Source organism: Novosphingobium sp. fls2-241-R2A-195, assembly GCF_030209485.1.
Taxonomy (GTDB): domain Bacteria; phylum Pseudomonadota; class Alphaproteobacteria; order Sphingomonadales; family Sphingomonadaceae; genus Novosphingobium; species Novosphingobium resinovorum.
In genome coordinates, this window is record NZ_JARVRY010000007.1 from 23,880 (window position 1) to 47,844 (window position 23,965).

General features: G+C 65.8%; 25 protein-coding genes. 11 read left to right on the plus strand and 14 right to left on the minus strand.

All coding sequences use genetic code 11. The features are described 5' to 3' along the window. Nucleotides 1–532: 532 nt before the first annotated feature. Nucleotides 533–1,183, minus strand: a complete 651-nt coding sequence (locus tag QRN25_RS07515) for a hypothetical protein (protein WP_285018372.1) — start codon at nucleotides 1,181–1,183, stop codon at nucleotides 533–535. An 81-nt stretch (nucleotides 1,184–1,264) separates the two neighbouring features. On the opposite strand from QRN25_RS07515, the gene trmFO reads away from it, so the two are divergent. Continuing rightward, entirely contained in the window at nucleotides 1,265–2,608 is a 1,344-nt protein-coding gene (gene trmFO, locus QRN25_RS07520) for a methylenetetrahydrofolate--tRNA-(uracil(54)-C(5))-methyltransferase (FADH(2)-oxidizing) TrmFO (protein WP_285018374.1), read from the plus strand. A 149-nt stretch (nucleotides 2,609–2,757) separates the two neighbouring features. Here the strand turns inward: trmFO and QRN25_RS07525 are convergent, their stop codons facing one another. The 5 genes from QRN25_RS07525 to QRN25_RS07545 form a co-directional block, all read right to left on the minus strand. Further along, nucleotides 2,758–3,216 (minus strand): EF-hand domain-containing protein, encoded by a 459-nt coding sequence (locus tag QRN25_RS07525; RefSeq protein ID WP_271183373.1) that lies wholly within the window; start codon nucleotides 3,214–3,216, stop codon nucleotides 2,758–2,760. Nucleotides 3,217–3,284: 68 nt separating this feature from the next. Beyond that, nucleotides 3,285–3,974 (minus strand): hypothetical protein, encoded by a 690-nt coding sequence (locus tag QRN25_RS07530; RefSeq protein WP_285018377.1) that lies wholly within the window; start codon nucleotides 3,972–3,974, stop codon nucleotides 3,285–3,287. Nucleotides 3,975–4,085: 111 nt separating this feature from the next. After that, a complete protein-coding gene (locus QRN25_RS07535; RefSeq protein WP_285018378.1) occupies nucleotides 4,086–5,462 on the minus strand; it encodes a pyruvate dehydrogenase complex E1 component subunit beta in 1,377 nt (458 codons plus the stop codon). A 1-nt stretch (nucleotide 5,463) separates the two neighbouring features. Beyond that, nucleotides 5,464–6,531, minus strand: a complete 1,068-nt coding sequence (gene pdhA, locus QRN25_RS07540; protein WP_008833484.1) for a pyruvate dehydrogenase (acetyl-transferring) E1 component subunit alpha — start codon at nucleotides 6,529–6,531, stop codon at nucleotides 5,464–5,466. A 174-nt stretch (nucleotides 6,532–6,705) separates the two neighbouring features. After that, the gene (locus QRN25_RS07545) at nucleotides 6,706–7,017 is read right to left on the minus strand and encodes an FtsB family cell division protein (protein WP_036524742.1); all 312 of its coding nucleotides are present in this window, start codon (nucleotides 7,015–7,017) and stop codon (nucleotides 6,706–6,708) included. A gap of 394 nt (nucleotides 7,018–7,411) precedes the next feature. On the opposite strand from QRN25_RS07545, the gene QRN25_RS07550 reads away from it, so the two are divergent. Then, nucleotides 7,412–9,295: an ABC-F family ATP-binding cassette domain-containing protein gene (locus tag QRN25_RS07550; protein ID WP_285018382.1), complete on the plus strand. Its 1,884-nt coding sequence runs from the start codon at nucleotides 7,412–7,414 to the stop codon at nucleotides 9,293–9,295. Beyond that, entirely contained in the window at nucleotides 9,292–9,753 is a 462-nt protein-coding gene (locus QRN25_RS07555; RefSeq protein WP_285018384.1) for a GreA/GreB family elongation factor, read from the plus strand. The genes QRN25_RS07550 and QRN25_RS07555 overlap by 4 nt, the downstream gene beginning before the upstream one ends. Nucleotides 9,754–9,854: 101 nt before the next feature. Here QRN25_RS07555 and serB read toward each other — a convergent pair whose 3' ends face one another. Beyond that, on the minus strand, nucleotides 9,855–10,679 hold the full coding sequence (gene serB / locus QRN25_RS07560) for a phosphoserine phosphatase SerB (RefSeq protein ID WP_285018386.1): 825 nt from the start codon (nucleotides 10,677–10,679) through the stop codon (nucleotides 9,855–9,857). A 61-nt stretch (nucleotides 10,680–10,740) separates the two neighbouring features. Here serB and miaA point away from each other — a divergent pair, with 61 nt between their 5' ends. The 4 genes from miaA to ilvC all read left to right on the plus strand — a co-directional run bounded on the left by miaA (nucleotide 10,741) and on the right by ilvC (nucleotide 15,269). Then, a complete protein-coding gene (miaA, locus tag QRN25_RS07565) occupies nucleotides 10,741–11,721 on the plus strand; it encodes a tRNA (adenosine(37)-N6)-dimethylallyltransferase MiaA (protein ID WP_285018389.1) in 981 nt (326 codons plus the stop codon). Between the two features lie 171 nt (nucleotides 11,722–11,892). Then, complete coding sequence (ilvB, locus tag QRN25_RS07570) at nucleotides 11,893–13,635, plus strand: biosynthetic-type acetolactate synthase large subunit (RefSeq protein ID WP_285018392.1); 1,743 nt, start codon at nucleotides 11,893–11,895, stop codon at nucleotides 13,633–13,635. A 14-nt stretch (nucleotides 13,636–13,649) separates the two neighbouring features. After that, nucleotides 13,650–14,168 (plus strand): acetolactate synthase small subunit, encoded by a 519-nt coding sequence (gene ilvN, locus QRN25_RS07575; protein ID WP_285018394.1) that lies wholly within the window; start codon nucleotides 13,650–13,652, stop codon nucleotides 14,166–14,168. Between the two features lie 81 nt (nucleotides 14,169–14,249). After that, a complete protein-coding gene (gene ilvC, locus QRN25_RS07580; RefSeq protein WP_008833476.1) occupies nucleotides 14,250–15,269 on the plus strand; it encodes a ketol-acid reductoisomerase in 1,020 nt (339 codons plus the stop codon). A gap of 63 nt (nucleotides 15,270–15,332) precedes the next feature. Here ilvC and QRN25_RS07585 read toward each other — a convergent pair whose 3' ends face one another. Then, nucleotides 15,333–15,611 carry an HNH endonuclease gene (locus QRN25_RS07585; protein ID WP_285018397.1) on the minus strand — a complete coding sequence of 93 codons (279 nt, stop codon included), beginning with the start codon at nucleotides 15,609–15,611 and terminating at the stop codon, nucleotides 15,333–15,335. A 113-nt stretch (nucleotides 15,612–15,724) separates the two neighbouring features. On the opposite strand from QRN25_RS07585, the gene QRN25_RS07590 reads away from it, so the two are divergent. Then, complete coding sequence (locus QRN25_RS07590) at nucleotides 15,725–17,233, plus strand: TadA family conjugal transfer-associated ATPase (RefSeq protein ID WP_271183385.1); 1,509 nt, start codon at nucleotides 15,725–15,727, stop codon at nucleotides 17,231–17,233. A 64-nt stretch (nucleotides 17,234–17,297) separates the two neighbouring features. Here QRN25_RS07590 and QRN25_RS07595 read toward each other — a convergent pair whose 3' ends face one another. From QRN25_RS07595 to QRN25_RS07605, 3 genes are all read right to left on the minus strand, one after another. Next, the gene (locus tag QRN25_RS07595) at nucleotides 17,298–17,726 is read right to left on the minus strand and encodes a hypothetical protein (RefSeq protein WP_285018398.1); all 429 of its coding nucleotides are present in this window, start codon (nucleotides 17,724–17,726) and stop codon (nucleotides 17,298–17,300) included. 199 nt (nucleotides 17,727–17,925) lie between these two features. Beyond that, entirely contained in the window at nucleotides 17,926–18,534 is a 609-nt protein-coding gene (locus QRN25_RS07600) for a YceI family protein (protein WP_008833472.1), read from the minus strand. 127 nt (nucleotides 18,535–18,661) lie between these two features. Beyond that, nucleotides 18,662–18,868, minus strand: coding sequence for a hypothetical protein (locus tag QRN25_RS07605; protein ID WP_285018401.1), 207 nt, complete (start codon nucleotides 18,866–18,868; stop codon nucleotides 18,662–18,664). An 83-nt stretch (nucleotides 18,869–18,951) separates the two neighbouring features. On the opposite strand from QRN25_RS07605, the gene QRN25_RS07610 reads away from it, so the two are divergent. The 3 genes from QRN25_RS07610 to QRN25_RS07620 all read left to right on the plus strand — a co-directional run bounded on the left by QRN25_RS07610 (nucleotide 18,952) and on the right by QRN25_RS07620 (nucleotide 20,317). After that, the gene (locus tag QRN25_RS07610) at nucleotides 18,952–19,863 is read left to right on the plus strand and encodes a DMT family transporter (RefSeq protein ID WP_285018648.1); all 912 of its coding nucleotides are present in this window, start codon (nucleotides 18,952–18,954) and stop codon (nucleotides 19,861–19,863) included. 70 nt (nucleotides 19,864–19,933) lie between these two features. Continuing rightward, nucleotides 19,934–20,065: an entericidin A/B family lipoprotein gene (locus tag QRN25_RS07615; protein WP_008833469.1), complete on the plus strand. Its 132-nt coding sequence runs from the start codon at nucleotides 19,934–19,936 to the stop codon at nucleotides 20,063–20,065. A gap of 120 nt (nucleotides 20,066–20,185) precedes the next feature. Continuing rightward, nucleotides 20,186–20,317, plus strand: a complete 132-nt coding sequence (locus tag QRN25_RS07620) for an entericidin A/B family lipoprotein (protein WP_271183387.1) — start codon at nucleotides 20,186–20,188, stop codon at nucleotides 20,315–20,317. A 5-nt stretch (nucleotides 20,318–20,322) separates the two neighbouring features. Here QRN25_RS07620 and QRN25_RS07625 read toward each other — a convergent pair whose 3' ends face one another. The 3 genes from QRN25_RS07625 to gcvPA are packed head-to-tail and all read right to left on the minus strand — an operon-like array spanning nucleotide 20,323 to nucleotide 23,836. Continuing rightward, complete coding sequence (locus QRN25_RS07625; RefSeq protein ID WP_285018404.1) at nucleotides 20,323–20,865, minus strand: CcdC protein domain-containing protein; 543 nt, start codon at nucleotides 20,863–20,865, stop codon at nucleotides 20,323–20,325. A gap of 5 nt (nucleotides 20,866–20,870) precedes the next feature. Further along, nucleotides 20,871–22,469, minus strand: coding sequence for an aminomethyl-transferring glycine dehydrogenase subunit GcvPB (gcvPB, locus tag QRN25_RS07630; protein ID WP_285018406.1), 1,599 nt, complete (start codon nucleotides 22,467–22,469; stop codon nucleotides 20,871–20,873). Then, nucleotides 22,466–23,836, minus strand: coding sequence for an aminomethyl-transferring glycine dehydrogenase subunit GcvPA (gcvPA, locus tag QRN25_RS07635; protein ID WP_285018408.1), 1,371 nt, complete (start codon nucleotides 23,834–23,836; stop codon nucleotides 22,466–22,468). The genes gcvPB and gcvPA overlap by 4 nt, the downstream gene beginning before the upstream one ends. Between the last annotated feature and the right edge of the window lie 129 nt (nucleotides 23,837–23,965).

The window sequence follows — 23,965 nt, forward strand, 5'->3', positions numbered from 1 at the left end:
TGCGGTTTCAGCCGCGATCGCGCAAACCACGCGTCCGTTCGAAGACCCGGACTGTCCCTGCGCTATCGGAAACGCCGTCCATACGTTCCTGCGACACACGGCAGGACTTGGGATGACCATCCCGGATAGCCATCGGCCGATAACGATGCGAACCCTAACGACGGCCACATGGGACTTTCCGATGGAATGCAGGTCGAGCCGGGCTGCCCGCTGCTACCCGGTCGTTCGCCCGAGCTTGCGGAACACAAAATCCCGCGTCCCAGCTTGGACGCTCCCGACGCCGACCCGATGTTACCTTCGGATGCGTTGATTTCCCCGGCGTAACGGCCCGCACTCGCCAGCGGGTATCTTTGCGTGCGCTAACTGCACGTGCGACATCGTCATCCCAGCGAAAGCTTGGACCGCTGGCCTGTTACGGCCAACTATCGTCAGGACGCCTTGCCGAGGGTTAGGCTTTATGCGGCCAGCGGTCCCAGCCTTCGCTGGGATGACGGCGTAAACCCGCCGCCCCAACTTCTCCTGTAGCCGCCGCTCAGAACCTCTCCTCACGCATGCGCAGTTCGCCGGTCACCCCGGTCGCCAGCACCAGGTTGCCGATATAGAACAGCGGCCAGGCCACCATTGCCAGCAGCGCGCTGCCGCCCGAGGCCGCGATCTCCAACACCACCCCCGCCACGATCAGCGCCGCGCCCAGACCCACGCGCGAGCGGGCGAACGTGCTGATCCACGCCGAAGCCGCCATGCCGCCCAGGGCGAGGCCGAGAAACAGCGGCACGCCTACGCCCGCACGGTCCGCCGCGAAGAAGCACAGCAGCGGCGTCCCCAGCGTCAGCGCCAGCGCCGCCACCTTGCGCCCGCCGTCCATCACCGCACGGCGGTGCATCAGGAACAGCGAAAGGCCGATCAGGAAGGCGATCAGCATGGCGTTCAACCCGATCACCGGGACATCATACCACAGCGCCGAGCCGACCGCCTCAAGCGCCAGCATCCCCGCCAGCGAGCGCGTGTCGTTCCCCCGATGCCGCAGCACCGCATAGACCGCCAGCAAGCCCAGCGGCGCGCCCTTCAGCACGATCAGGTAGAGCCCCGGCAGGGTGCTGCCGCGCAGCCATACCCATGCCACGGCGAGGACGATGCTCGCCAGCAGCCAGGGACGGCGTTCGATCAGGGCGCGGTGCGGCATTCATCCTCCTGGGGTTGCCGCATTGCCATGACAGATGCCGCAGGGCTTTTCCATCGCCGCGATAGGGTCTAGGCGGCCAGCATGACCCATCAGATCCACATCATCGGCGGCGGCCTCGCCGGCAGCGAAGCGGCATGGCAGCTCGGCCGCCGGGGCTTCAAGGTGCGCCTTTCGGAAATGCGCGGGACCGGGGAACGCAGCCCGGCCCATCAGGGCGACGGCCTCGCCGAACTGGTCTGCTCGAACTCGTTCCGTTCCGACGATCACGAGAAGAACGCGGTGGGCCTGCTCCATCACGAAATGCGCCAGTGCGATTCGCTCATCATGAGCGCCGCCGCAAAGGCCGAAGTGCCCGCCGGATCGGCGCTGGCCGTGGACCGCGAGATCTTCTCCGCCGAAGTCGAGGCGCGCCTTGCCGCCCTGCCAAACGTCGAGATCGTGCGCGAACGCATCGACGCCCTGCCCGCCGACGCCCCCGTGATCGTCGCCACCGGCCCGCTGACCGCCGAAGCGCTGGCCGGCTCGATCGGCAAGGCGACCGGCGCCGACAGCCTCGCGTTCTTCGACGCCATCGCCCCCATCGTCTACCGCGACACCATCGACATGGACGTGTGCTGGATGGCCTCGCGCTGGGACAAGGGCGAGACCAAGGACTACATCAACTGCCCGATGACCAAAGAGCAGTACCTGGCCTTCCACGCCGGTCTGGTCGCAGGCGAGAAGACCGCGTTCAAGGAGTGGGAGGCAAACACCCCCTACTTCGACGGCTGCATGCCCATCGAGGTGATGGCCGAACGCGGCATCGACACTTTGCGCTTCGGTCCGATGAAGCCGGTCGGCCTCGACAACCCGCACTGGGCCACCCCCGAGCACCCGAACGGCCGCTGGGCATACGCCGTGGTGCAGCTGCGGCAGGACAACAACCTCGGCACGATCTGGAACATGGTCGGCTTCCAGACCAAGCTGAAGCACGCCGAGCAGGTGCGCCTGTTCCGCACCATCCCCGGCCTCGAAAACGCCGAGTTCGCCCGGCTCGGCGGCCTGCATCGCAACACCTTCCTCAATTCGCCGGTGCTGCTGGACCGCACCCTGCGCCTGAAGACCGCGCCGAATGTGCGCTTTGCCGGGCAGATCACCGGCTGCGAAGGCTATGTAGAGAGCGCCGCCGTCGGCCTGATGGCGGGCCTGATGGCCTCGGCTGACCTCGCGGGCCGCGAATGGCAGGCCCCGCCGCGCACAACCGCGATGGGCGCCCTGCTCTCGCACATCACCGGCGATGCCGAGGCCGAGACCTATCAGCCGATGAACGTCAACTTCGGCCTGTTCCCGCCGCTGCACGACGTGAAGAAGAAGCAGCGCAAGGAAGCCTACACCGAACGCGCCAAGGCCGAAATCGTGCCGTGGCTGGAAAGCATGGCGGTCTGACGCTAGCGTGGCCCACCCCTGCCCCCTCCCGCAAGCGGGAGCGGAATGAGAGGCCTGCGCTTACCCCCTCCCGTTTACGGGAGGGGCAGCGAGACTTGCGAGCGTAGCGAGTTAGTCCCAGCGGGGTGGGCACCACCCTACCGCAAAAATCAACACGAACATTTCGGCTTCGGCTTCGGCTTGGGCGGCGGCGCCGTCTTGCGGAATTCGGCGGGCGTGAGATAGCCGTCGCGGTCCCCGTCCGCCCCGTCGAACTTGTCGACGGTTGCCACGGCCCATTCCTCGAACGTCAGCAGATTGTTGCCGTCCTTGTCGAGCTTGCGGAAAATGTCAGAACGCGTCGATAGCATCTCGTTGCGGGAAATCCGTCCGTCACGGTCGCGATCGTAGCGTCCGAAGCGGCGCTGCTCACGGCTGAGTTCGGTCGCCTCGGGAAGTTCGGGGCCGACCATGTCGCCCACATCGGCGCTCGGCAGCGGGGCAGGCTCCGTCGCCATCGGCGCGGCAGCAGGCGCGGCAGCCTCGACTTCGGCGTGTCCCTGCCACCAGAACAGGCCGATGCCCAGGAGTACGAAAACGGCGAGGCCGCCGAGCAGAAAGCGATTCATTGCGCGGTATCCATGACCCCGCGATCCTAGAACCACCCGGCGCGCGAGCGGAAATTACAACGCTGCAATCAGAAGCCCAGCAGCCCGAGCCGCATCGCCTTGAGCATGGCAGCGGGCGAAGTCGCGCCGGATTCGTCACCCTTGGCGAGACGCCGCGCGGCTAGGCCATGCAGCACCATCAGCGGCCGCAACGCGCGGGAGACCCGAACGCCGCTGCTCGCCCGTGCAAGTTCGCGCGCGGTCTCACGCTCGCTGGCATGGCCGAGCCGCATCGCCAGATCGTTGAGTGCCCAGGCGCGGCCCAGCTTCAGCGCGGCCTCGCGCTCCTGGCTCCGGCCGAGAGCGTCGGCCAGCGCGGCGAACGCCTCGCCCCTGCCCTGCGCCATGGTCTCGAGCGCTTCGGCTGAAAGCGGCGCGGGCCCGGTCATGGCTTCCCAACCATCGACGAGCGCGGCGAGACTGCCGTGATGGCCGTTCCAGCTTTTCAGCAGCGCCAGCAGCGGCTCGCCGTGGGGCCACTTCTCGGCCGACTGGCCAAGGGATTCGCGCCACCATGCCAGACGCAGTTGCGCCATCATGGGCTCGCGCGAATGCCGCAGCAAATGGGCAAGGCGCGCATCGAGCGCCAGCAGCGCCAGCGTCTGCTCACGCGCGGACTTCGGCGCATAGACCAGCGCCAGGCGCGACACGGTGGGCAGCGACTGCAAGAGGATATCCTCGTTGGAGGCGGAAATCGTGGGAGTTGGGGAGTCGGTCACCCGGTTTCCCTAGTCGGTGCCGGAGCGCGGCGAAACCCCAAACGCGACACGGGCGACGGTGCCGAAACACCGCCGCCCGCGCATCATCCCAAGCCCCGAAGGGCCGCGAGATTACTTGTAGGTGACCTTCTTCACCGCCGCGACGATGCGGTCGGCGTCGATGATCGCCAGCTTTTCGAGGTTGGCGGCGTAAGGCAGCGGCACGTCCTCGTTGCACACGCGCACGACCGGCGCGTCGAGGTTGTCGAAGCCTTCCTCCATGCAGATCGCGATGATTTCCGAGGCGATCGAGCAGACCGGGAAGCCTTCCTCGGCCACGACCATGCGGTTGGTCTTGGCAAGGCTGGCGAGCACCGTTTCCTTGTCGAGCGGGCGCAGGGTGCGAAGATCGATGACTTCGGCGTCCACGCCCTCTTCGGCCAGACGCTCGGCTGCTTCGAGAGCGAGGCCGACGCCGATCGAGTAGGACACGATCGTCACGTCCTTGCCTTCGCGCATGATCCGCGCCTTGCCGATCGGCAGGACGTGATCGTCCAGCTCGGGCAGTTCGAACGAACGGCCGTAGACCAACTCGTTCTCAAGGAACACGACCGGGTCTTCCGAACGGATCGCCGCCTTGAGCAGGCCCTTGGCGTCCGAAGCATCATACGGCGCGATGACCACGAGGCCGGGGACGTTGGCGTACCACGGACCGTAGTTCTGCGAGTGCTGCGCACCCACGCGCGAGGCCGCGCCGTTGGGACCACGGAACACGATCGGGCAGCGCATCTGGCCGCCGGACATGTAGTTGGTCTTGGCGGCCGAGTTGATGATGTGGTCGATCGCCTGCATGGCGAAGTTGAACGTCATGAACTCGATGACCGGACGCAGACCGCCCATCGCCGCACCGGTGCCGATGCCGGCGAAGCCGTACTCGGTGATCGGGGTGTCGATGACGCGGGTGGGACCGAACTCTTCGAGCAGGCCCTGGGTCACCTTGTAGGCGCCCTGGTACTCGGCGACTTCCTCGCCCATCACGAAGACGCGGCTGTCGCGGCGCATTTCCTCGGCCATGGCGTCGCGCAGAGCGTCGCGGACGGTCGAGGTCTTCATGTTGGTGCCGTGCGGCAGCTGCGGATCGCGGGCGGTCTTGAGATCGCTGGCGAGATTGGCGGTGCCGCTCTCTGCAGGCTTCTTCTCTTCCGACTTCGGCGCTTCCTCGGCCTTGGCTTCAGCCTTGGGCGCTTCGACGGCGGAGGCGTCCTCGCCCTCGCCCGCCAGCATCGCGATCACGGTGCCGACCTTCACGCCCTCGGTGCCTTCGGCCACGAGGATCTTCCCGACGGTGCCTTCGTCGATGGATTCGAATTCCATCGTCGCCTTGTCGGTTTCGATTTCAGCAAGGATGGTGCCCGAGGAAACCTCGTCGCCTTCCTTGACCAGCCACTTGGCCAGCTTGCCCTCTTCCATCGTCGGGGAGAGAGCGGGCATCTTCAGTTCGATCGCCATCTCAGTAGCTCTCCACCAGGACGTCGGTATACAGTTCGGGGGCGCTGGGCTCCGGCGAGTTCTCGGCGAAGTCGGCGGACTGAGCGACCTGCGCGCGGATGCGCTTGTCGACTTCCTTGAGGCTTTCCTCGGTCACGCCCATGGCCAGCAGTTCGGTCTTGGCGTGGTCGATCGGGTCGCGCTTTTCGCGCACGCCCTGGACTTCCTCGCGACTGCGGTACTTCGCAGGGTCCGACATCGAGTGGCCGCGATAGCGGTACGTGTTCAGTTCCATGAGAACCGGACCGTTGCCTGCACGCACGTACTCCAGCGCGATCTCGGCCGACTTGCGGACTTCGAGAACGTCCATGCCGTCCACCGACATGCCGGGGATGCGGAACGCGGTGCCGCGGCGGTGGAAGTGCGTCTCGGCCGAGCCGCGCTTCACGGCGGTGCCCATGGCATAGCCGTTGTTCTCGATCACGAAGATGATCGGCAGCTTCCAGAGAGCCGCCATGTTGAAGCTCTCGTAGACCTGGCCCTGGTTCGCCGCGCCGTCGCCGAAGTAGGCCATCGCGACACCGCCGTCTTCACGGTACTTGTGCGCGAACGCCAGACCCGCGCCAAGCGAGACCTGCGCGCCGACGATGCCGTGGCCGCCGTAGAAGCGATGCTCCACGGAGAACATGTGCATCGAGCCGCCCTTGCCCTTCGAGATACCGGCTTCGCGGCCGGTCAGCTCGGCCATGATGACCTTGGGATCGATGCCGTAGGCGAGCATGTGGCCATGATCGCGGTAACCGGTGATCACCGAGTCCTTGTCGTTGTCGAGCGCGGACTGCAGGCCCACGGCGACAGCTTCCTGGCCGATGTAAAGGTGGCAGAAGCCGCCGATCAGGCCGAGGCCGTAAAGCTGGCCGGCCTTTTCCTCGAAGCGGCGGATGAGCAGCATCTGCTCATAGAAATGCAGGAGCTCTTCCTTGGAAGGCTTGTAGCGCTTGTCCGCGTCCAGGGCTTCCTGGAGGCTGTGGAGCGCGAAATCCTCTTCTACGGCAGCGGTTTCTACTGCCGGGGTCTTTGCTTTGGGCAACGGGTGCTCCCCATCGTTGGTGCGATCGTTTCAGTGAGGGCGGTATAGGAAGGACGCAGCCAAAGCGAAAGCGCGCAGGCTCGAAAACGGGCTCCGAACGTGGACTTTTTTGCAACGAGGTTTGCAAAAAACGGCATTGCGACATCTCTCCAACGAGAGGCAACGCGCGAGACCTCAGGGGAGTTGCATCACCATTTCGTCGGGACGCGCGACGTTCAGGTTGCTGCGGACCAGTTCGCCCGCGAGGTCGGGATCCATCTTCCTGGGATCGAGCAGTGCGACGCGGTTCTTGAGATGATCACGGTCGACCTTGAGATCGACCAGTTGCTTCTCGCGCTGATCGAGCAGACGCTGGTTCTCACCCCAGGCAAGCAAGCCGCTGGGTCCGGCGACGCACCAGAGACCCATGAGCAACAGCAGCGCGAGGGCAAGGCCCTTCACGAGACGTTCTCTGGCTATGTTGGTGTCCTGTCGCACGGTCCGCATATGTCGCTTGAATCACATGTGATTCGGGGTTGCAAGCCCAAACTCTAAAGGATTCCTGCCGTTTGCGACAGGTGGAGGAGAAGTGCTGGAAACATGCGGGCAAAGTTTTCGTGTTGATAAGTTTCGCAAGGCGTCAAGTGTTAACTAGACGACGTTAAGAGCGCCTAACGGACGCAGGGGTTTACCACCCCTGCACCCCGTATACCGTCGAGGTCACGCGCGACGCATCCTTACGCCCGACGGTGAGATGGAAGACAAAATAGCCTTCGGCGTCATCTTGGCTGACAAGGCTGCACGCACAACGACGACAGTATGGGGGTCTGGGGCGATGGCCCCAGATTCCTTGTGTTGATCTTGTTCCGCTTTCCCGCCAAGCCTGCTAGGCGCTCGCGCCATGTTGAGCATTCGCGATATCACCGTGCGCCTTGGCGGCCGCACCATCCTAGACGGCGCGTCGGCCACGCTGCCGCAGAACGGCAAGATCGGGCTGATCGGCCGTAACGGCGCCGGCAAGTCCACGCTGGTGAAGACGATCATCGGCGAACTCGATCCCGACGGCGGTTCGGTCGAGATGCCGCGCCGTGCGCGTCTCGGCTACATTGCGCAGGAGGCACCCAACGGCACCCGAACCCCATTCGAGGCAGTGGTAGAAGCCGACACCGAGCGCACCGCGCTTCTGGCCGAGGCTGAGACGTGCACCGATCCGAACCGCCTCGGCGACGTGCACGAGCGGCTGATCGCGATCGACGCCTATACCGCCCCTGCCCGCGCGGCGCGCATCCTCGTCGGCCTCGGCTTCGACGAGGAGATGCAGGCGCGGCCCCTCGACAGTTTCTCGGGCGGCTGGAAGATGCGCGTCGCGCTCGCCTCGCTGCTGTTCTCCGAACCCGACGTCATGCTGCTCGACGAACCGTCGAACCACCTCGACCTCGAAGCGACGCTGTGGCTGGAGAACTTCCTCAAGAGCTACCCCAAGACGCTGCTGGTCATCAGCCACGAGCGCGACCTGCTCAACACCGTGGTCGACCACATCCTGCACCTGCAACAGGGCAAGCTGACGCTCTATCCCGGCGACTACGACAGCTTTGAGCGCATCCGCGCCGAACGCGCCGCCCAGGCCGCCGCCGCGCGCGCCAACCAGGAAGCGCAGAAGAAGAAGCTGGCCGATTACGTCGCGCGCAACTCGGCGCGTGCCTCTACCGCGAAGCAGGCGCAGTCGCGCGCCAAGATGCTGGCGAAGATGCAGCCGATCGCGGCGATGGCCGAAGATGCCTCGCTCAGCTTCGACTTCCCCAGCCCCGACGAACTGCGCCCGCCGCTGATCACGCTGGACCTCGCCGCCGTAGGCTACGTCGAGGACAAGCCGATCCTGCGCCGCCTCAATTTGCGCATCGATCCCGAGGACCGCATCGCGCTGCTGGGCCGCAACGGCAACGGCAAGACCACGCTGGCGCGCCTGCTCGCCCGCCAGCTGGAGCCGATGGAAGGCGGGATCACCTTCTCGCCCAAGATCCGCATCGGCTACTTCACGCAGTATCAGGTGGAGGAACTGCCGGGCGATTCCACCCCGCTGGAACTGATGACCCGCGCGATGGAGGGCAAGCCGCCGCTCGCGGTGCGCGGGCAGCTCGGCCGCTTCGGCTTCTCCGGCAACCGCGCGACGGCGGTGACTGGCACGCTTTCGGGCGGTGAGCGCGCGCGTCTGGCGCTGGCGCTGGTGACGCGCGACGCGCCGCACATGCTGATCCTCGACGAGCCGACCAACCACCTCGACGTCGATGCGCGCGAGGCGCTGGTGCAGGCGCTCAATTCGTTCGAGGGCGCGGTGATCCTCGTCAGCCACGATCGTCACATGGTCGAACTGGCCGCCGACCGGCTGGTGCTGGTCGAGGGCGGCACGGCGGAGAACTACGATGGGTCGATGGAGGACTACATCGACTTCGTGCTGGGCCGGAACCAGCCCAAGGTCGAGACGGTCTCGGCCAAGGGCGGCGATGCGCCGGTCAAGAAGAGCGGCGCCATCGCGCGCGAGGAACTGAAGGCGCTGCGCAAGAAGGTGACGGCGGCCGAGACGCGCATGAAGCGCGCACAGGCTCACGTCGACAGCCTGCTCGACGCGCTGGCCGATCCGGCCTCGGCGAAGGGCGATCTCAAGGGCCTCGCGGTCGGCGCGCTGGGCAAGCTGCACGGCACGGCGGCAGAGGCCCTCGAACTGGCCGAGACCGAGTGGCTGGAAGTCCACGAGGAACTCGAAACCCTGATGGGTCGCGGGAAATGAGCGTCGCCTTCCGGCGCGACGGGGACGAGGAGCACTTGGAGCCCAAGTTCGAGGTGCCGATCCCACCCGGCCCCAATCTCGTTACCGCGCGAGGCCGTGAACTGATCGCAGAGAAGATCGCGGAACTGGAGGCGAACATCGCCGCGCTGACCGAGGAGACCGCCCTGAACTCCGCCAAACGGGATCTGCGCTACTGGCAGGCGCGGCTCGACACGGCGCAAGTGCAGCCGGTGCCGGAGGGCGGCATCGTCCGCTTCGGCAGCCGCGTGCGCTTCATGCTGGGCGGCAAGGCGCGCGAGATCGTAATCGTCGGCCATGACGAGGCCGATCCGGCACACGACCGGCTGGCATTCGTCGCCCCGCTCGCCAAGGCGCTTCTGGGCGCGGAGGTCGGCGATCTCGTGGACTTCAACGGCCGGGAAGAGGCGATCGAAGTGCTGGAAGTCAGCGCGGGATAACCCGCAAACTTCTCGTCATTGCGAGCGAAGCGAAGCAATCCAGGGCAGTCTTGCGCCGCTCTGGATTGCTTCGCTTCGCTCGCAATGACGAGGGGATAGTTTTAGCGCACCCAGTCCTTCTCGGGGATGCCAAGCAGACGCAGCACGCTGGTCAGGTCGCCGCGATCGATCCAGCCGTTCGAGGCCGCGCGCGCCTTGGGCTTGGCGTGATAGGCGATGCCGTACGTCGCCGTCTCCAGCATCGGAATGTCGTTCGCACCGTCGCCCGTGGCGAGGCTGGTGACACCCTCGCCCCCCACGTTTCCGAGCGCTTCCAGTTCGGCCAGCAGCGTCGCCTGCTTCACCGACGAATCGACGATCCCGCCGACGAGGCCACCGGTCAGCTTGCCGTCCGCAACTTCGAGACGGTTGCCGACGACATGCTCGAAGCCCAGCATCTCTGCCACGGGGTCGGCGAAGTGATGGAAACCGCCGGTCACCAGCACGGTGCGGCAGCCCAGCTTCTTGAGCGTCTCGACCAGCACTTTCGCACCCGGCATCGGCCGGATTCGCGTGGCGAGGCATTCGTCGATGGCGCTGGTGGAGAGCCCCTTCAGCAGCCCGACACGCTCGCGCAGCGCCTGCTCGAAGTCGAGTTCGCCCTGCATGGCGCGCTCTGTGATGTCGGCGATGCGCTCCTTCAACCCTGCGAAATCGCCGAGTTCGTCGATGCATTCCTGCCCGATCATGGTCGAATCCATGTCGGAAATGAACACCTTGGGCACCACCGGTTCATCGGCGGTGACGAGGCCGTCAGTCGTGCCGAAATGCGCGTCGAGCGCGGCGCGCAGGACTTCGGCATCATCATCAGGCGAGTCGATCTGCATCGTCTGCCCGCAGAAATCGAGCATCGTCGCATCCGCGATCCGCACGCCGCCTTCAGCCATTTGCGCTTTCGCAGCTTCGAGACTGGTCGAAAGATGATCCGGTTCTGCTATCAGCCGGGCAATGAGCACTGCGAATTCCCTTGATGCGCCATACGATATCTCAGCCGGAGACCGGCCGCCGCTGGCGCTCATCGCAGGGCCGACCGCCAGCGGCAAGAGCGATTGTGCGGTGGCCCTGGCACAGGAACTCGAACGTCGGGGCCGCCGCGCGGTGGTGGTCAACGCGGACAGCTCGCAAGTCTACGCCGACCTGACGCTCCTGAGCGCGCGCCCGACCGAAGCGGACATGGGCGGCATCGAGCACCGCCTGTTCGGTGCCTGGGACGGCGCGCAAAGCTGCTCCGCCGCCGATTGGGCCCGCGCGGCAGCCGCGACCATCGCGCAGGTCCATGCCGAGGGCGCGGTGCCGATCCTCGTCGGCGGCACCGGGCTTTATATCCGCACCCTGCTCGACGGGATCGCGCCGATCCCTGGGATCGATCCGGACATCCGCGAGGCGGTACGCGCCCTGCCCGTCGCCGAGGCCTACGCCGCGCTCCTCGTCGAAGACCCCGAGCGTGCCGCTCGCCTCTCCCCGGCAGATACCACGCGCGTCGCACGCGCGCTGGAGGTCGTGCGCTCCACCGGTCACGGCCTCACGCACTGGCAGACGCAGACCGAAGGCGGCATCGGCCACGCGGTCGCGCTTCACCCGGCGATCCTGCTGCCCGAGCGCCAGTGGCTTTATGCGCGCTGCGACCTGCGGTTCGAGCGCATGGTCGAACGCGGGGCCCTGGCGGAAGTGGAGGCACTCCTCGCCCGCGATCTCGACCCCGCCCTCGCGGTGATGCGCGCCATCGGCGTCCCGGAACTCGCAGGCGTCATCAAAGGCGAATGGCCGCTGCAAACCGCGATCGAACGCGGATCGCAGGCGACGCGCAACTACGCCAAGCGCCAATTTACGTGGCTGAGGCACCAGCCCCCCGCTGATTGGCATCGCTTGCAATGTGAAAATTACAACTCAAATGCCATAAATGATATTTTATTGCGCTTTCCGGGTTGACCTGACATATCCACATGCCTAGAGGCCGATCCTACCTCGCTGATGGAAGTTATGCGGGGAGGAGAGGAGACGACCCGGTACGCCCAAGCCGACGTGCCGGGTCGGATTCATTAGGGAGGCAGCCGGAATTGCCGGTGCTCCCGCCCGAACGAATTAATGAAGGAATGTATTGTGAGTGAAGAGCGCAGCGGCGCGAGCATCCTGGTCGAAAGCCTGGTCAAGCAGGGGGTCGAGTTCGTATTCGGCTATCCCGGCGGCGCCGTGCTACCGATCTACGACGCTCTCTTCGGTGACGAACGACTTCGCCACATCCTCGTCCGTCATGAGGCCGGTGCGGCGCACGCCGCTGAAGGTTATGCGCGCTCGACCGGCAAGCCCGGCATCGTGCTCGTCACCTCGGGCCCGGGCGCGACCAACGCGATCACCGGCATCGCCGACGCCTACATGGATTCGATTCCGATGGTCGTCATCACCGGCCAGGTCCCGACCGGGCTGATCGGCTCGGATGCGTTCCAGGAAGCGGACACCGTCGGCATCTCGCGCCACTGCACCAAGCACAATTATCTGGTGAAGGACCCGGCCGACCTTGCCGCGATCGTCGACGAGGCGTTCCAGATCGCCACCACCGGCCGCCCCGGCCCGGTGCTGATCGACATTCCCAAGGACGTCCAGATCGCCATGGCGACGTGGAGCGACGGCCCGATCCAGCGCAAGCAGCGCTACAGCCCGCGCACCGAAGGCACCTCGGACGAGATCGCCCGCGCGGTCGCCATGCTGGCGAATGCCAAGGCGCCGGTGTTCTACACCGGCGGCGGCGTCATCAATTCGGGCCCGCGCGCAACCGCGCTGCTGCGTGAACTGCAGGCGAAGACAGGAGCCGCCGTCACCTCGACGCTGATGGGCCTCGGCGCCTTCCCGGCCGACCACGCCGACTGGCTGGGCATGCTGGGCATGCACGGCACGTTCGAGGCCAACATGGCGATGAACCAGGCCGACCTGATCGTCTGCATCGGCGCCCGTTTCGACGACCGCGTGACCGGCCGCCTCGACGCCTTCGCGCCGAATTCGGAAAAGATCCACATCGACATCGACCGCGCCTCGATCAACAAGACGGTGCCGGTCGACCTGCCGATCATCGGTGACTGCGCCACCGTCCTCGACCAGATGCTGGCCGAGTGGGGCACCCGCAAGGGGCAGGATCTCACCGGCTGGAAGGCCCGCATCGACGGCTGGCGCGAGCGCAAGAGCCTCGCCTACCCCGCCAACGCGGAAGCGATCATGCCGCAGCTGGCGATCGAGCGCTTGTACGAGCTGACCAAGTCGAAGGACCCGGTGATCTCCACCGAAGTCGGACAGCACCAGATGTGGGCGGCACAGTACTTCCCGTTCTTCAAGCCCAACAAGTGGCTGACGTCGGGCGGGCTGGGCACAATGGGCTACGGCCTGCCCGCAGCGATCGGCGCGCAGTGCGGCAACCCGGACAGCCTCGTCATCGACATCGCGGGCGACGCCTCGATCCAGATGAACATTCAGGAACTGGGCACCGCCACGCAGTACCGCCTGCCGGTCAAGGTCTTCATCCTCAACAACGAGTGGATGGGCATGGTCCGCCAGTGGCAGGAACTGACGTACGAGAGCCGCTATTCGAATTCCTACTCCGATAGCCTGCCCGACTTCGTGAAGCTTGCCGAAGCCTACGGCTGGAAGGGCATCCGCATCGAGAACGAGAGCGAGCTCGACGCGGGCATCCAGGCGATGATCGACCATCCCGGTCCGGTGATCGTCGACTGCCTGGTCCACAAGGAAACCAACTGCTTCCCGATGATCCCCTCGGGCGCCGCGCATACCGACATGATCCTCTACGGCGACAGCGTTGCCGGCACGATGGACGACGAAGCCAAAGCGCTGGTCTGAGGACGAGAGAACCCATGATGCACATCCAGCATGAAACCGAGGAACGGCACGTCCTGACCGTGACGGTCGACAATGAGGCGGGCATTCTCGCCAAGATCGCCGGCCTGTTCACCGCACGCGGCTACAATATCGACAGCCTCACCGTGGCCGACATCACCGACAATCATTCGGTGAGCCGGATCACGATCGTGACGCACGGCCCGCGCAGCCAGATCGACCAGATCCACGCGCAGCTCGAGCGTCTCGTTCCGGTCCACAAGGTCGTCGATCTCACCGAAGTCGGCCCGCATGTGGCGCGTGAACTCGCGCTGGTGAAGGTCGCGGGCGTCGGCGAGAAGCGTGTCGAGGCCCTGCGCATCGCCGATGTGTTCCGTGCTCGCCCGGTCGATACCACGACCGAAAGCTTCATCTTCGAGATGACCGGCGCCCCGGACAAGATCGACAGCTTCGTGGCGCTGATGCGCGACCTCGGCCTCGTCGAGGTCGGCCGCACCGGCATCGTTGCCATGGCCCGTGGGCCTGAAGAAGCCTGAATTTCAAAATTGCGTCGGTCCGTTCGGGCGGCGCTTGGACAATAACCGTCCCGGTCCGCCGGGATGACGGAAGGAAGAACGATGAAGGTCTATTACGACGCCGATTGCGACATCAACCTGATCGCCGAGAAGAACATCGCGATCCTGGGTTACGGCAGCCAGGGCCACGCCCACGCCCAGAACCTGCGCGATTCGGGCGTCAAGAACGTCGCCATCGCCCTGCGTGACGGTTCGGCCACCGCCAAGAAGGCCGAAGCCGCCGGCTTCAAGGTCATGTCGAACAAGGACGCCGCCGCATGGGCCGACGTCATCATGATCCTCGCCCCCGACGAGCATCAGGCCGCTATCTACGCCGCCGACATCCATGAGAACCTGAAGCCCGGCGCCGCGCTTGCCTTCGCTCACGGCCTCAACGTCCACTTCGGCCTGATCGAGCCGCGCACCGACATCGACGTGTTCCTGATCGCGCCGAAGGGCCCGGGCCACACCGTGCGCAGCGAATACCAGCGCGGCGGCGGCGTGCCCTGCCTCATCGCGATCCACCAGGACACCACCGGCAACGCGCAGGACATCGCCCTCGCCTATGCTTCGGGCGTCGGCGGCGGCCGTTCGGGCATCATCGAGACCAACTTCCGCGAGGAATGCGAAACCGACCTGTTCGGTGAGCAGGCCGTGCTCTGCGGCGGCGCCACCGCGCTGGTCCAGGCCGGTTTCGAGACGCTGGTGGAAGCCGGCTACGCTCCCGAGATGGCCTACTTCGAGTGCCTCCACGAGCTGAAGCTGATCGTCGACCTGATGTATGAAGGCGGCATCGCCAACATGCGCTATTCGATCTCGAACACCGCTGAATACGGTGACATCAAGACCGGTCCACGCATCATCACCGAAGAGACCAAGAAGGAAATGAAGCGCGTTCTGGAAGACATCCAGTCGGGCCGCTTCGTGAAGGACTTCGTGCTCGACAACCGCGCCGGCCAGCCCGAGCTGAAGGCGTCGCGCCTTGCCGCCAAGCGTCACCCGATCGAGGAAACCGGCGCCAAGCTGCGCGCCATGATGCCCTGGATCGGCGCCAACGCCCTGGTCGACAAGACCAAGAACTAAGGTTCATCCGAATCCTTGCGGCGGGCGGGTGGTCGAAAGGCCGCCCGCCCGTTTTGCTTTGGCTCACCGCCTCCGCCGCGTCGGCGCATGGAAATCCGGCGGCTTTCCCGCCACCCAGCGCACGAACCGCGCGATCTCCTCCACCTTAAGAAGCTCCGCGCTTTCCGGCTTCATCCGCGCCAGTTGCGCATTGCCCAGCGCCGCATGGATCGTCCGGTGACAAATCGGATGAAGCGGCACCGTCTCGCGCCCTCCCCGGCTTTTCGGCACCGGGTGATGCCATTCCACCTTGTGTCCCAGCGGCCGCGTGCACAGCCAGCAGGTGCGATCGTCATCGTCCACTTCGCCCTCCGGTGCAGCGCATTAGTAAGTTATCAAAGTTTCAACCTTAACAGTGCCTGGAATTAGGCATGGATCGCCCCCTTCCAAGGGCGGCGCTTGAGGTTGACGGTTTCATGACGGCATTCGGTCGGCGCAACGGCATCGGTGGTATGGGTCAGGGCGCGCGCCCTGCTTTCGGCGTGGCCAAGCCGCTCAAGAGCGGAGGCGATGCAACCACTGCCCTTCCGGGCTCCGCTCCCGTACCTGGCGACCAGTTTCCGTCCATGTCCGGCGATTCGCTCATCCCGTCGCGCGACGACGCCATGTCGCGTCTGGCCGATCGCGCCAACGCCGTCCACGCAGAGTCGGAGCAGAACGGCTTCGAGGCCTCGATCCACAAGATCAAGGAGCAGGTTCTGCCGCGCCTGCTGGAGCGCGTCGATCCCGAAGCCGCCGCGACGCTGACCAAGGATGAGCTGTCGGAGGAATTCCGTCCGATCATCATGGAGGTCCTCGCCGAGCTGAAAATCACCTTCAACCGCCGCGAACAGTTCGCGCTGGAAAAGGTGCTGATCGACGAACTGCTTGGCTTCGGGCCGCTGGAGGAACTGCTCAACGACCCGGATATCTCCGATATCATGGTCAACGGCCCGAACCAGACCTACATCGAAAAGAAGGGCAAGCTGCAGCTCGCCCCGACCAAGTTCCGCGACGAGCAGCACTTGTTCCAGATCGCCCAGCGCATCGTCAACCAGGTCGGCCGCCGTGTCGACCAGACCACGCCGCTGGCCGACGCCCGCCTCAAGGACGGCAGCCGCGTCAACGTGATCGTGCCGCCGCTGTCGCTGCGCGGCACCGCGATCTCGATCCGTAAGTTCTCCGAGAAGCCGATCACCATCGACATGCTGCAGGGCTTCGGCTCGATGAGCGAGAAAATGGCAACCGCGCTCAAGATCGCCGGTGCCTGCCGCATGAACGTGGTGATCTCGGGCGGTACGGGTTCGGGCAAGACGACGATGCTCAACGCCCTGTCCAAGATGATCGACCCGGGCGAGCGCGTGCTGACGATCGAGGACGCGGCCGAACTTCGCCTGCAGCAGCCGCACTGGCTGCCGCTGGAAACCCGCCCGCCCAACCTCGAAGGCCAGGGCGCGATCACCATCGGCGACCTCGTCAAGAACGCCCTGCGTATGCGTCCTGACCGCATCATCCTGGGCGAAATCCGCGGCGCCGAGTGTTTCGACCTGCTTGCCGCCATGAACACCGGCCACGACGGTTCGATGTGCACGCTCCACGCCAACAGCCCGCGCGAATGCCTGGGCCGTATGGAGAACATGATCCTGATGGGCGACATCAAGATCCCCAAGGAAGCCATCAGCCGCCAGATCGCCGAGTCGGTCGACCTCATCGTTCAGGTGAAGCGCCTGCGCGACGGTTCGCGCCGCACCACCAACATCACCGAGGTGATCGGCATGGAAGGCGACGTCATCGTCACCCAGGAACTGTTCAAGTTCGAGTATCTGGACGAGACCGACGACGGCAAGATCATCGGCGAATTCCGCCCCTCGGGCCTGCGTCCCTACACGCTGGAAAAGGCCCGCCAGTTCGGCTTCGACCAGGCCTATCTCGAAGCCTGCCTGTGATGGCATGAACCTTTGCGGATCACGCCGGGGTTTACACAAACGAGGCAGTGAAACACTTGTCACCTTAGGCGCCCGGGCCATCGCCGCCGCCTGCCCGATCAAGCTGCGCGAGGAACGACAAAAGCGCGCGATTATCGGGCTTTAGTTCGGTCGCCACATGGCGACCGCCGTACATCCGCACCTTCAGCAGACCGAACCGAGCCCGCACCGCGCGCTCCTCGGGTGTGACCTTTCGCTTTACCGGCGGCTTGCCTGTCACCTTGTCCCAAGCAGCGGCGAAGCTGCCCGCGCCGGGCTTCGTGCGCAGGCGATAAGCACTCTCGCGCGAGAGCCCCACGCGGCGCGCTGCGGCCTCCACGCCGCCGCCCTGCGCCAGCGCGCCGAGGAAAGCGGCCTGCCGCGCGGGCGTCCACCCGTCCTTGCGCGGACGGACGGGCACGGGGGCGAAGGCGGGGACACGGATGTGGCGGGCGCGTGAGAGAGGATGGCTCATCCCCCACGTTAAACGCGATGATGCGGATGTAGGAAAGGGCGTGGCGGGACATCACGCTTTCACCCCCCCCCTCGTCATTGCGAGCGCAGCGAAGCAATCCAGGGCAGTTTAGAGCCGCCCTGGATTGCTTCGCTGCGCTCGCAATGACGAACGGAAGGAAAGGCATCTGGGGTTGTGCCTTTCCTCCCCCCTATCTCTCTTACTGCTTCTCGAACGCCGCGGTGATGGCGATCTGCGTCTCGTCACTGACCAGCGGCGCATACTTGGTGACGCCGAACTCGGTGCGCTTGATCGTGCCCACCGCGTTGAAGCCGAGCGTATAGACCTTCTTCATCGGATTGACGTTGGCCGCCTTGAAGCTCGCCTTGAGCGTCACCGGCTTGGTCACGCCGTGCAGGGTCAGGTTGCCGGTGACGTCGGCGGTGCTGGCGCCGGTCTTCACCACTTTGGTCGAAACGAAGCGCATGGTCGGGTACTGGGCGGCGTCGAACCATTCGGCACCGACCAGTTCCTCATCGAGCGTCTTGTTGGTGGTGGAGACGGAAGCCACCGGAACCGAAACATCCAGCTTCGCCGAGGCCAGGTTCTTCGGATCAAGCGACAGCGTACCCGACGCGCCCGGCAGGGTACCGAAGAACTCACTGATGCCGAAGTGATCGACGGTGAAGCGCACCAGCGTGTGCGCACTGTCGAGCGCATAGTTGCCCGCCTGCACGGCAGCGGCATTGGTATCGGCCTGCTGCGCCACGATCGGGGCGGCAACGACGAGAGACGCAGCGGCCAGAGCCGATGCAAGATAGCGGTTCATTCGAATTCTCCGAAAGGAAAGGCGGGAAAGGTCAATGCTTGCGCGTTGATCCCATTGCCGATCCCTTACGGCCAGCCCGATAAAATCGATCCACTTGTTCAGGTTTGTCGAACAAGTCGGCCTAATATCAACCGCCCAGCCACTCCCGCGCCGACAGGCCCAGCAGCAGCACCGCCACCATCAGCGAGAAGAAGAAGATGGGCGTCCACGGCATGAAACCCACCCGCTCGATATTCTTGCGGCGATGCCGCCGGTGATCGCCCAGCCAGGCAATCACCGCGGCCAGCGCGGCGAGGCTGCCGCAAATGGTCATCCAATGCAGAGAATCGTCCATGCCCCGCCTTGCCCTCGCGCGCGGCGGAGTTAAAGCGCCCTTTCGTGACCGCACCTTCCATCACCATTCGCAAAGACCGCCCGATGCTGGCCATCGCCCTGCGCCTTGCCGCGATGGTGATGCTCTCGACGATGTTCATGCTGGTGAAGCTGGCGAGCGAAGCGGGCGTGTCGCTGCCCGAACTGGTGTTCTGGCGACAGGCGATGGCGGTGCCGATCATCCTCGGCTGGCTGGCGGCGACCGGCAATCTCGGCCTCCTGCGCACCCGCCGCATGAGCAGCCACGCCATGCGCGCGACGAGCGGCACCGCCGGTCTTTGCTGCAACATCGGCGCCGCTACGCTGCTGCCCTTGCCGGTCGGCACGACGCTGGGGTTCACGACGCCGCTGTTCGCCGTGATCATAACCGCGCTGGTCCTTCGCGAAAAGGTCGGCCCGTGGCGCTGGACGGCGGTGGTGCTGGGCTTCGTCGGCGTTCTGGTCATCGCACAGCCCGGCGGTGCGCCCGTCCCCGCGCTCGGACTGGCGGCGGGGCTTGGCGCGGGATTGATCGTCGCCGTGGTCAGCTTCCAGATCCGCGACCTCTCGCGCACCGAGCCGCCGATCGCCTGCGTCTTCTGGTTCGCCTTCTACGGCTCACTGTTCGCGGCGATCCTGCTGCCACTCTATGGCACGGCGCACGGGACTTACGAATGGCTACTGCTCGTTGCAATCGGGCTTGCCGGGACACTGGCGCAGTTCCTCATCACCTCGGCCCTGCGCCTGGGGCAGGTCGCGACAGTGGTGGTGATGGACTACACCGCGCTGATCTGGGCTACACTCTACGGCTGGACGATCTGGGGACATGTGCCCTCGGCGGCGATGTGGCTGGGCGCGCCGATCATCGTCGCGGCTGGCCTGATCATCACCTCGCGCGAGCATTTCCTCGCACGGCGTGTCTCGCCCACCTCAGCCATCGACGAAAGCGTTACGGAAGAGGCTGCTCAGGGAACCTGACCTGCCTATGTGTGTTCACCCCGATGCGCGGCGTGGCAGCACCCGTCGCACCGGAAAAAGGAACACCAAAATGGTCAAGAAGCTCGTACTCGCCCTCGTCGCGGGCGGCATCGTTTTCTCCGCCGCCGCTTGCAACACCGTCAAGGGTGCAGGCCGCGACGTGGAGTCGGTCGGCAAGGCCGGCGAAGACGCCATCAAGTAACGTGCTCTGCAGGCAGGTTCCAAGCCACCGACCGGAGCCTGCCTGCATCCGTCTCACGAACGCTTTTCCTGACACGTTTCCTGCGCTAATCGCCGGCGACAACGAAGGAAAATGCGTTCGATGACCAGCAAGATTCTCGCCGCCATCATCCTTGGCGGCGTACTTTTCACCGCCACCGCCTGCAACACCGTCAAGGGCCTGGGCCGCGACATCGAGTCGGTCGGTCAGGCCGGATCGAACGCCATAAACTGAGCGCCTCAGGCGTCGAAGACGTGGTTCGCCACCATGTCGCGCGCCCGCAGCCACAGCACGAGCCGCAGCGCCACGATCATCCCGAGCGCAAAGCCCAGCGTCGCGTCCATCATCAATAGCGCGTTGCCGACCGGGTGACCGGGGTGTGCCGCGTTCTGCATTCCGCCGCCCTGAAACCCGCTCGGCAGCAGCAACCGCCGCACGAGGAACACCGCGACGATCAGCAGGATCGCCAGCGGCGACTGGCGCATCATCACGCGCGCCTTCTCGCCCTCACCGTCGATATGCAGGTGCATCAGCCGCGCCCGCTGCGCGCCGATTGCGCCGCCGACGATCACGCCGGTCGCCAGGCATAGCCAGCCCAGCCCGCTCGGCGGCATGCCCCATAGCGCCAGCGACACCGCCAGCACCACGATCACCGGCATGATCCACAAGAGGGGAAGGCGCAGCGGCCGGGCCTTCTTCATCCGCATCATGCGCAGCGCCATGATGCCGACGAAGATCGCCAGCGACAGATACGTGACGAGGCCGCGTCCACCTTCCCCCATATGCGTCAGCTTCCTCCGATTTCGCTCAGCGAAGGCGTGCCGGGAACACCGGGTTCACCCTGCCACACCAGCACAGGCTTGCGCGCGGCGAGCGTTTCGTCAAGCCGCCTGCGCGGCGCGAAGTGCGGCGCGGAGTGCAGGCTCTCGTCGCCCGCCTTAGCCCGCTCGGCAAGGCTGCGCAGCGAGGCGATGAAGCGGTCGAGGCCCGCCTTGCTCTCGGTCTCGGTCGGCTCGACCAGCATCGCGCCCTTGACCACCAGCGGGAAGTAGACCGTCATCGGGTGGAAGCCCTCGTCGATCAGGCCCTTGGCGATGTCGAGCGTCGAGAAGCCCTCGGCAAGCCCGGCATCGCTGAACAGCGCTTCGTGCATGCACGGGCCGCTGTCGGCGAACGGAGCGGGCAGCAGGTCCTCGCAGCTACGCAGCACGTAGTTGGCGTTGAGCACCGCGTCCTCGGCCACCGTGCGCAGACCGTCCGCGCCGTGGCTGAGGATGTAGGTCAGCGCGCGGGTGAACATGCCCATCTGGCCGTGGAAGGCGACCATGCGGCCGAATGCCTGTGCATGGCCCTCGGCGGCGTTCTCCTCCTCGACGAGGTGGATCGAGCCATCAGCCCCGCGCGTCACGAAGGGCAGCGGCGCGAAAGGCGCCAGCGCTTCGGACAGCACCACCGGACCGGCACCCGGACCACCGCCGCCATGCGGGGTGGAGAAGGTCTTGTGCAGGTTGATGTGCATGGCATCGACGCCAAGGTCGCCCGGGCGCACCTTTCCGACGATGGCGTTGAAGTTCGCGCCGTCGCAATAGACGTAGCCGCCCGCCGCGTGGACCGCATCGGCGATCTCGCGCATGTCGGGCTCGAACAGGCCGCAGGTGTTCGGGTTGGTAATCATCACGCCCGCGACGTTGGGGCCGAGCTTGGCCTTGAGCGCCGCCACGTCCACGCGGCCCGCCGGGGTCGCGGGGATCGATTCCACCTTGAAGCCCGCGAAGGCGGCGGTGGCGGGGTTGGTGCCATGGGCGCTCTCGGGCACCAGCACGACGTCGCGCGTCTCGCCGCGCGCGTCCAGAGCGGCGCGGATGCAGAGCAGCCCGCACAGCTCGCCATGCGCACCCGCCTTGGGGCTCATCGCCACCGAGGCCATGCCGGTCAGCGTGATGAGCCAGTCGGCCAGCTGCTCGATGACTTCCAGCGCGCCCTGCACCGTCGTCTGCGGCTGCATCGGGTGAACGTCAGCGAAGCCCGGCAAGCGCGCCATCTTCTCGTTCAGGCGCGGGTTGTGCTTCATCGTGCAGGAGCCGAGCGGGAACGGCCCGAGGTCGATCGCGTAGTTCTGGCGCGACAGGCGAGTGTAGTGGCGCACCGTCTCCGGCTCGGTCAGCCCCGGGAGCGCGGGCGTGGACTTGCGCAGGAACTTGCTCAGGCCCGCAGCGGGGGCACGGCTCGGCTCGTCGATATCAACGCCACACTTGTCGGCGCTGCCCAGCTCGAAGCTCAGCGCCTCTTCGAGCATCAGGCCGTAATCGCCTGAAGAGGTTGCGAACTTTGCTTCTCCAGCCTCACCCATGGAGGGGCGCCAGCCGGATGCGTTGGGGGCGTTCATGCGCTCGCTCCTGCAAGAACGGCTTCCAGCGCGGTGGCGAAAGCCTCGATGTCTTCGTCGGTGGTGGTTTCGGTCGCGGCGACCAGGAGCCCGTTGTGCAAGCCGTCGGCGACCGGGAACAGGCGACCCAGCGACACACCGCCCAGCACCTGGTTGTCCGCAAGTTCGCGCACCACTTCGCGCGCGTCGCGCGGCAGGATCACCGTCGCCTCGTTGAAGTAAGCAGTGTTGAGGATCGTGACGCCCGGAACCTTGGCCAGACGCTCGAAGGTCTGCTGCGCGCGGGCATGGTTCACGGCGGCGAGACGAGCCAGGCCCTCACCACCCAGAAGGGTCAGGTGAATACTGAAGGCCAGTGCGCAAAGCCCTGAATTGGTGCAGATATTGCTCGTCGCCTTCTCGCGGCGGATGTGCTGCTCGCGGGTCGAGAGGGTGAGCACGAAGCCGCGCTTGCCCTCGGCGTCGACGGTCTGGCCGCAAAGGCGTCCCGGCATCTGGCGCACGAACTTCTCGCGGCAGCCGAACAGGCCGAGGTAAGGCCCGCCGAACTGGAGGCCGACGCCCAGCGACTGGCCCTCGCCTACGACGATGTCCGCGCCCAGCGTGCCCGGCGCCTCGATCAGGCCCAGCGCCACCGGCTCGGTGACGACGGCGATGACCAGCGCGCCCGCCGCATGCGCGGCCTCGGAAATCGCCGCGAGATCGGGGATGCGGCCCATGACGTCGGGGTACTGGACGACGACGCACGAGGTCGTCGCGTCGATCGCCGCGATCACGGCGGCGTCATCGGGATCTGCGGTCAGTTCGGGGGCGAGGCTGACGATGTCGTCCTTGGTGAACTTCGCCATGGTGCGCACGACTTCGCCGTAGTGCGGGTGCAGGCCGCCCGACAGCACGCTGCGGCCCTTACGGGTGATGCGCGCGGCCATCAGGATCGCTTCCCAGCACGCGGTCGAGCCGTCGTACATCGAGGCATTGGCGATGTCGGTGCCGAACAGGCGCGCCACCTGCGTCTGGAACTCGAACAGCACCTGCAGCGTGCCCTGCGCGATTTCCGGCTGGTAGGGCGTGTAGGCGGTCAGGAACTCGCCGCGCTGGATCAGGTGATCGACCGAGGCGGGAACGTGGTGGCGATAGGCACCGGCGCCGAGGAAGAACGGCGCGGTCCCCGCGCTCAAGTTCTTCGCCGCGAGCGCGGACATGTGGCGCTCGACGGCCATTTCGCTGGCGTGAGCGGGCAGGCCCTCGATGGGACCGGAAAGGCGGGCCTCGGCGGGCACATCGACGAACAGGTCATCGACCGTGGCGGCGCCGATGGTCTCCAGCATGGAGGCGCGGTCGGCCGGGGTCAGGGGAAGGTAGCGCATGAGGCGGGTTCCTGGGTCTTTCTAATTCCTCCCAGAGCTTGCTCGGGGAGGTGGCGCCGACGCAGTCGGTGACGGAGGGGCTATTCCCCCTCCACCACCCGCTTCGCGGGCGGTCCCCCTCCCCGAGAC

Bases quoted from the DNA above. Each gene is read 5' to 3' on its own strand.
- gcvPA (WP_285018408.1), bottom strand. From the start codon at position 23,836: ATGCGCTACCTTCCCCTGACCCCGGCCGACCGCGCCTCCATGCTGGAG.
- QRN25_RS07535 (WP_285018378.1), bottom strand. From the start codon at position 5,462: ATGGCGATCGAACTGAAGATGCCCGCTCTCTCCCCGACGATGGAAGAG.
- trmFO (WP_285018374.1), top strand. From the start codon at position 1,265: ATGACCCATCAGATCCACATCATCGGCGGCGGCCTCGCCGGCAGCGAA.
- serB (WP_285018386.1), bottom strand. From the start codon at position 10,679: ATGGCTGAAGGCGGCGTGCGGATCGCGGATGCGACGATGCTCGATTTC.
- QRN25_RS07515 (WP_285018372.1), bottom strand. From the start codon at position 1,183: ATGCCGCACCGCGCCCTGATCGAACGCCGTCCCTGGCTGCTGGCGAGC.
- QRN25_RS07625 (WP_285018404.1), bottom strand. From the start codon at position 20,865: ATGGGGGAAGGTGGACGCGGCCTCGTCACGTATCTGTCGCTGGCGATC.
- gcvPB (WP_285018406.1), bottom strand. From the start codon at position 22,469: ATGAACGCCCCCAACGCATCCGGCTGGCGCCCCTCCATGGGTGAGGCT.
- QRN25_RS07610 (WP_285018648.1), top strand. From the start codon at position 18,952: ATGCTGGCCATCGCCCTGCGCCTTGCCGCGATGGTGATGCTCTCGACG.
- QRN25_RS07550 (WP_285018382.1), top strand. From the start codon at position 7,412: ATGTTGAGCATTCGCGATATCACCGTGCGCCTTGGCGGCCGCACCATC.
- QRN25_RS07620 (WP_271183387.1), top strand. From the start codon at position 20,186: ATGACCAGCAAGATTCTCGCCGCCATCATCCTTGGCGGCGTACTTTTC.
- QRN25_RS07600 (WP_008833472.1), bottom strand. From the start codon at position 18,534: ATGAACCGCTATCTTGCATCGGCTCTGGCCGCTGCGTCTCTCGTCGTT.
- QRN25_RS07525 (WP_271183373.1), bottom strand. From the start codon at position 3,216: ATGAATCGCTTTCTGCTCGGCGGCCTCGCCGTTTTCGTACTCCTGGGC.
- miaA (WP_285018389.1), top strand. From the start codon at position 10,741: ATGAGCACTGCGAATTCCCTTGATGCGCCATACGATATCTCAGCCGGA.
- QRN25_RS07615 (WP_008833469.1), top strand. From the start codon at position 19,934: ATGGTCAAGAAGCTCGTACTCGCCCTCGTCGCGGGCGGCATCGTTTTC.
- QRN25_RS07545 (WP_036524742.1), bottom strand. From the start codon at position 7,017: ATGCGGACCGTGCGACAGGACACCAACATAGCCAGAGAACGTCTCGTG.
- QRN25_RS07555 (WP_285018384.1), top strand. From the start codon at position 9,292: ATGAGCGTCGCCTTCCGGCGCGACGGGGACGAGGAGCACTTGGAGCCC.
- QRN25_RS07590 (WP_271183385.1), top strand. From the start codon at position 15,725: ATGACGGCATTCGGTCGGCGCAACGGCATCGGTGGTATGGGTCAGGGC.
- QRN25_RS07605 (WP_285018401.1), bottom strand. From the start codon at position 18,868: ATGGACGATTCTCTGCATTGGATGACCATTTGCGGCAGCCTCGCCGCG.
- QRN25_RS07595 (WP_285018398.1), bottom strand. From the start codon at position 17,726: ATGAGCCATCCTCTCTCACGCGCCCGCCACATCCGTGTCCCCGCCTTC.
- ilvC (WP_008833476.1), top strand. From the start codon at position 14,250: ATGAAGGTCTATTACGACGCCGATTGCGACATCAACCTGATCGCCGAG.
- ilvN (WP_285018394.1), top strand. From the start codon at position 13,650: ATGATGCACATCCAGCATGAAACCGAGGAACGGCACGTCCTGACCGTG.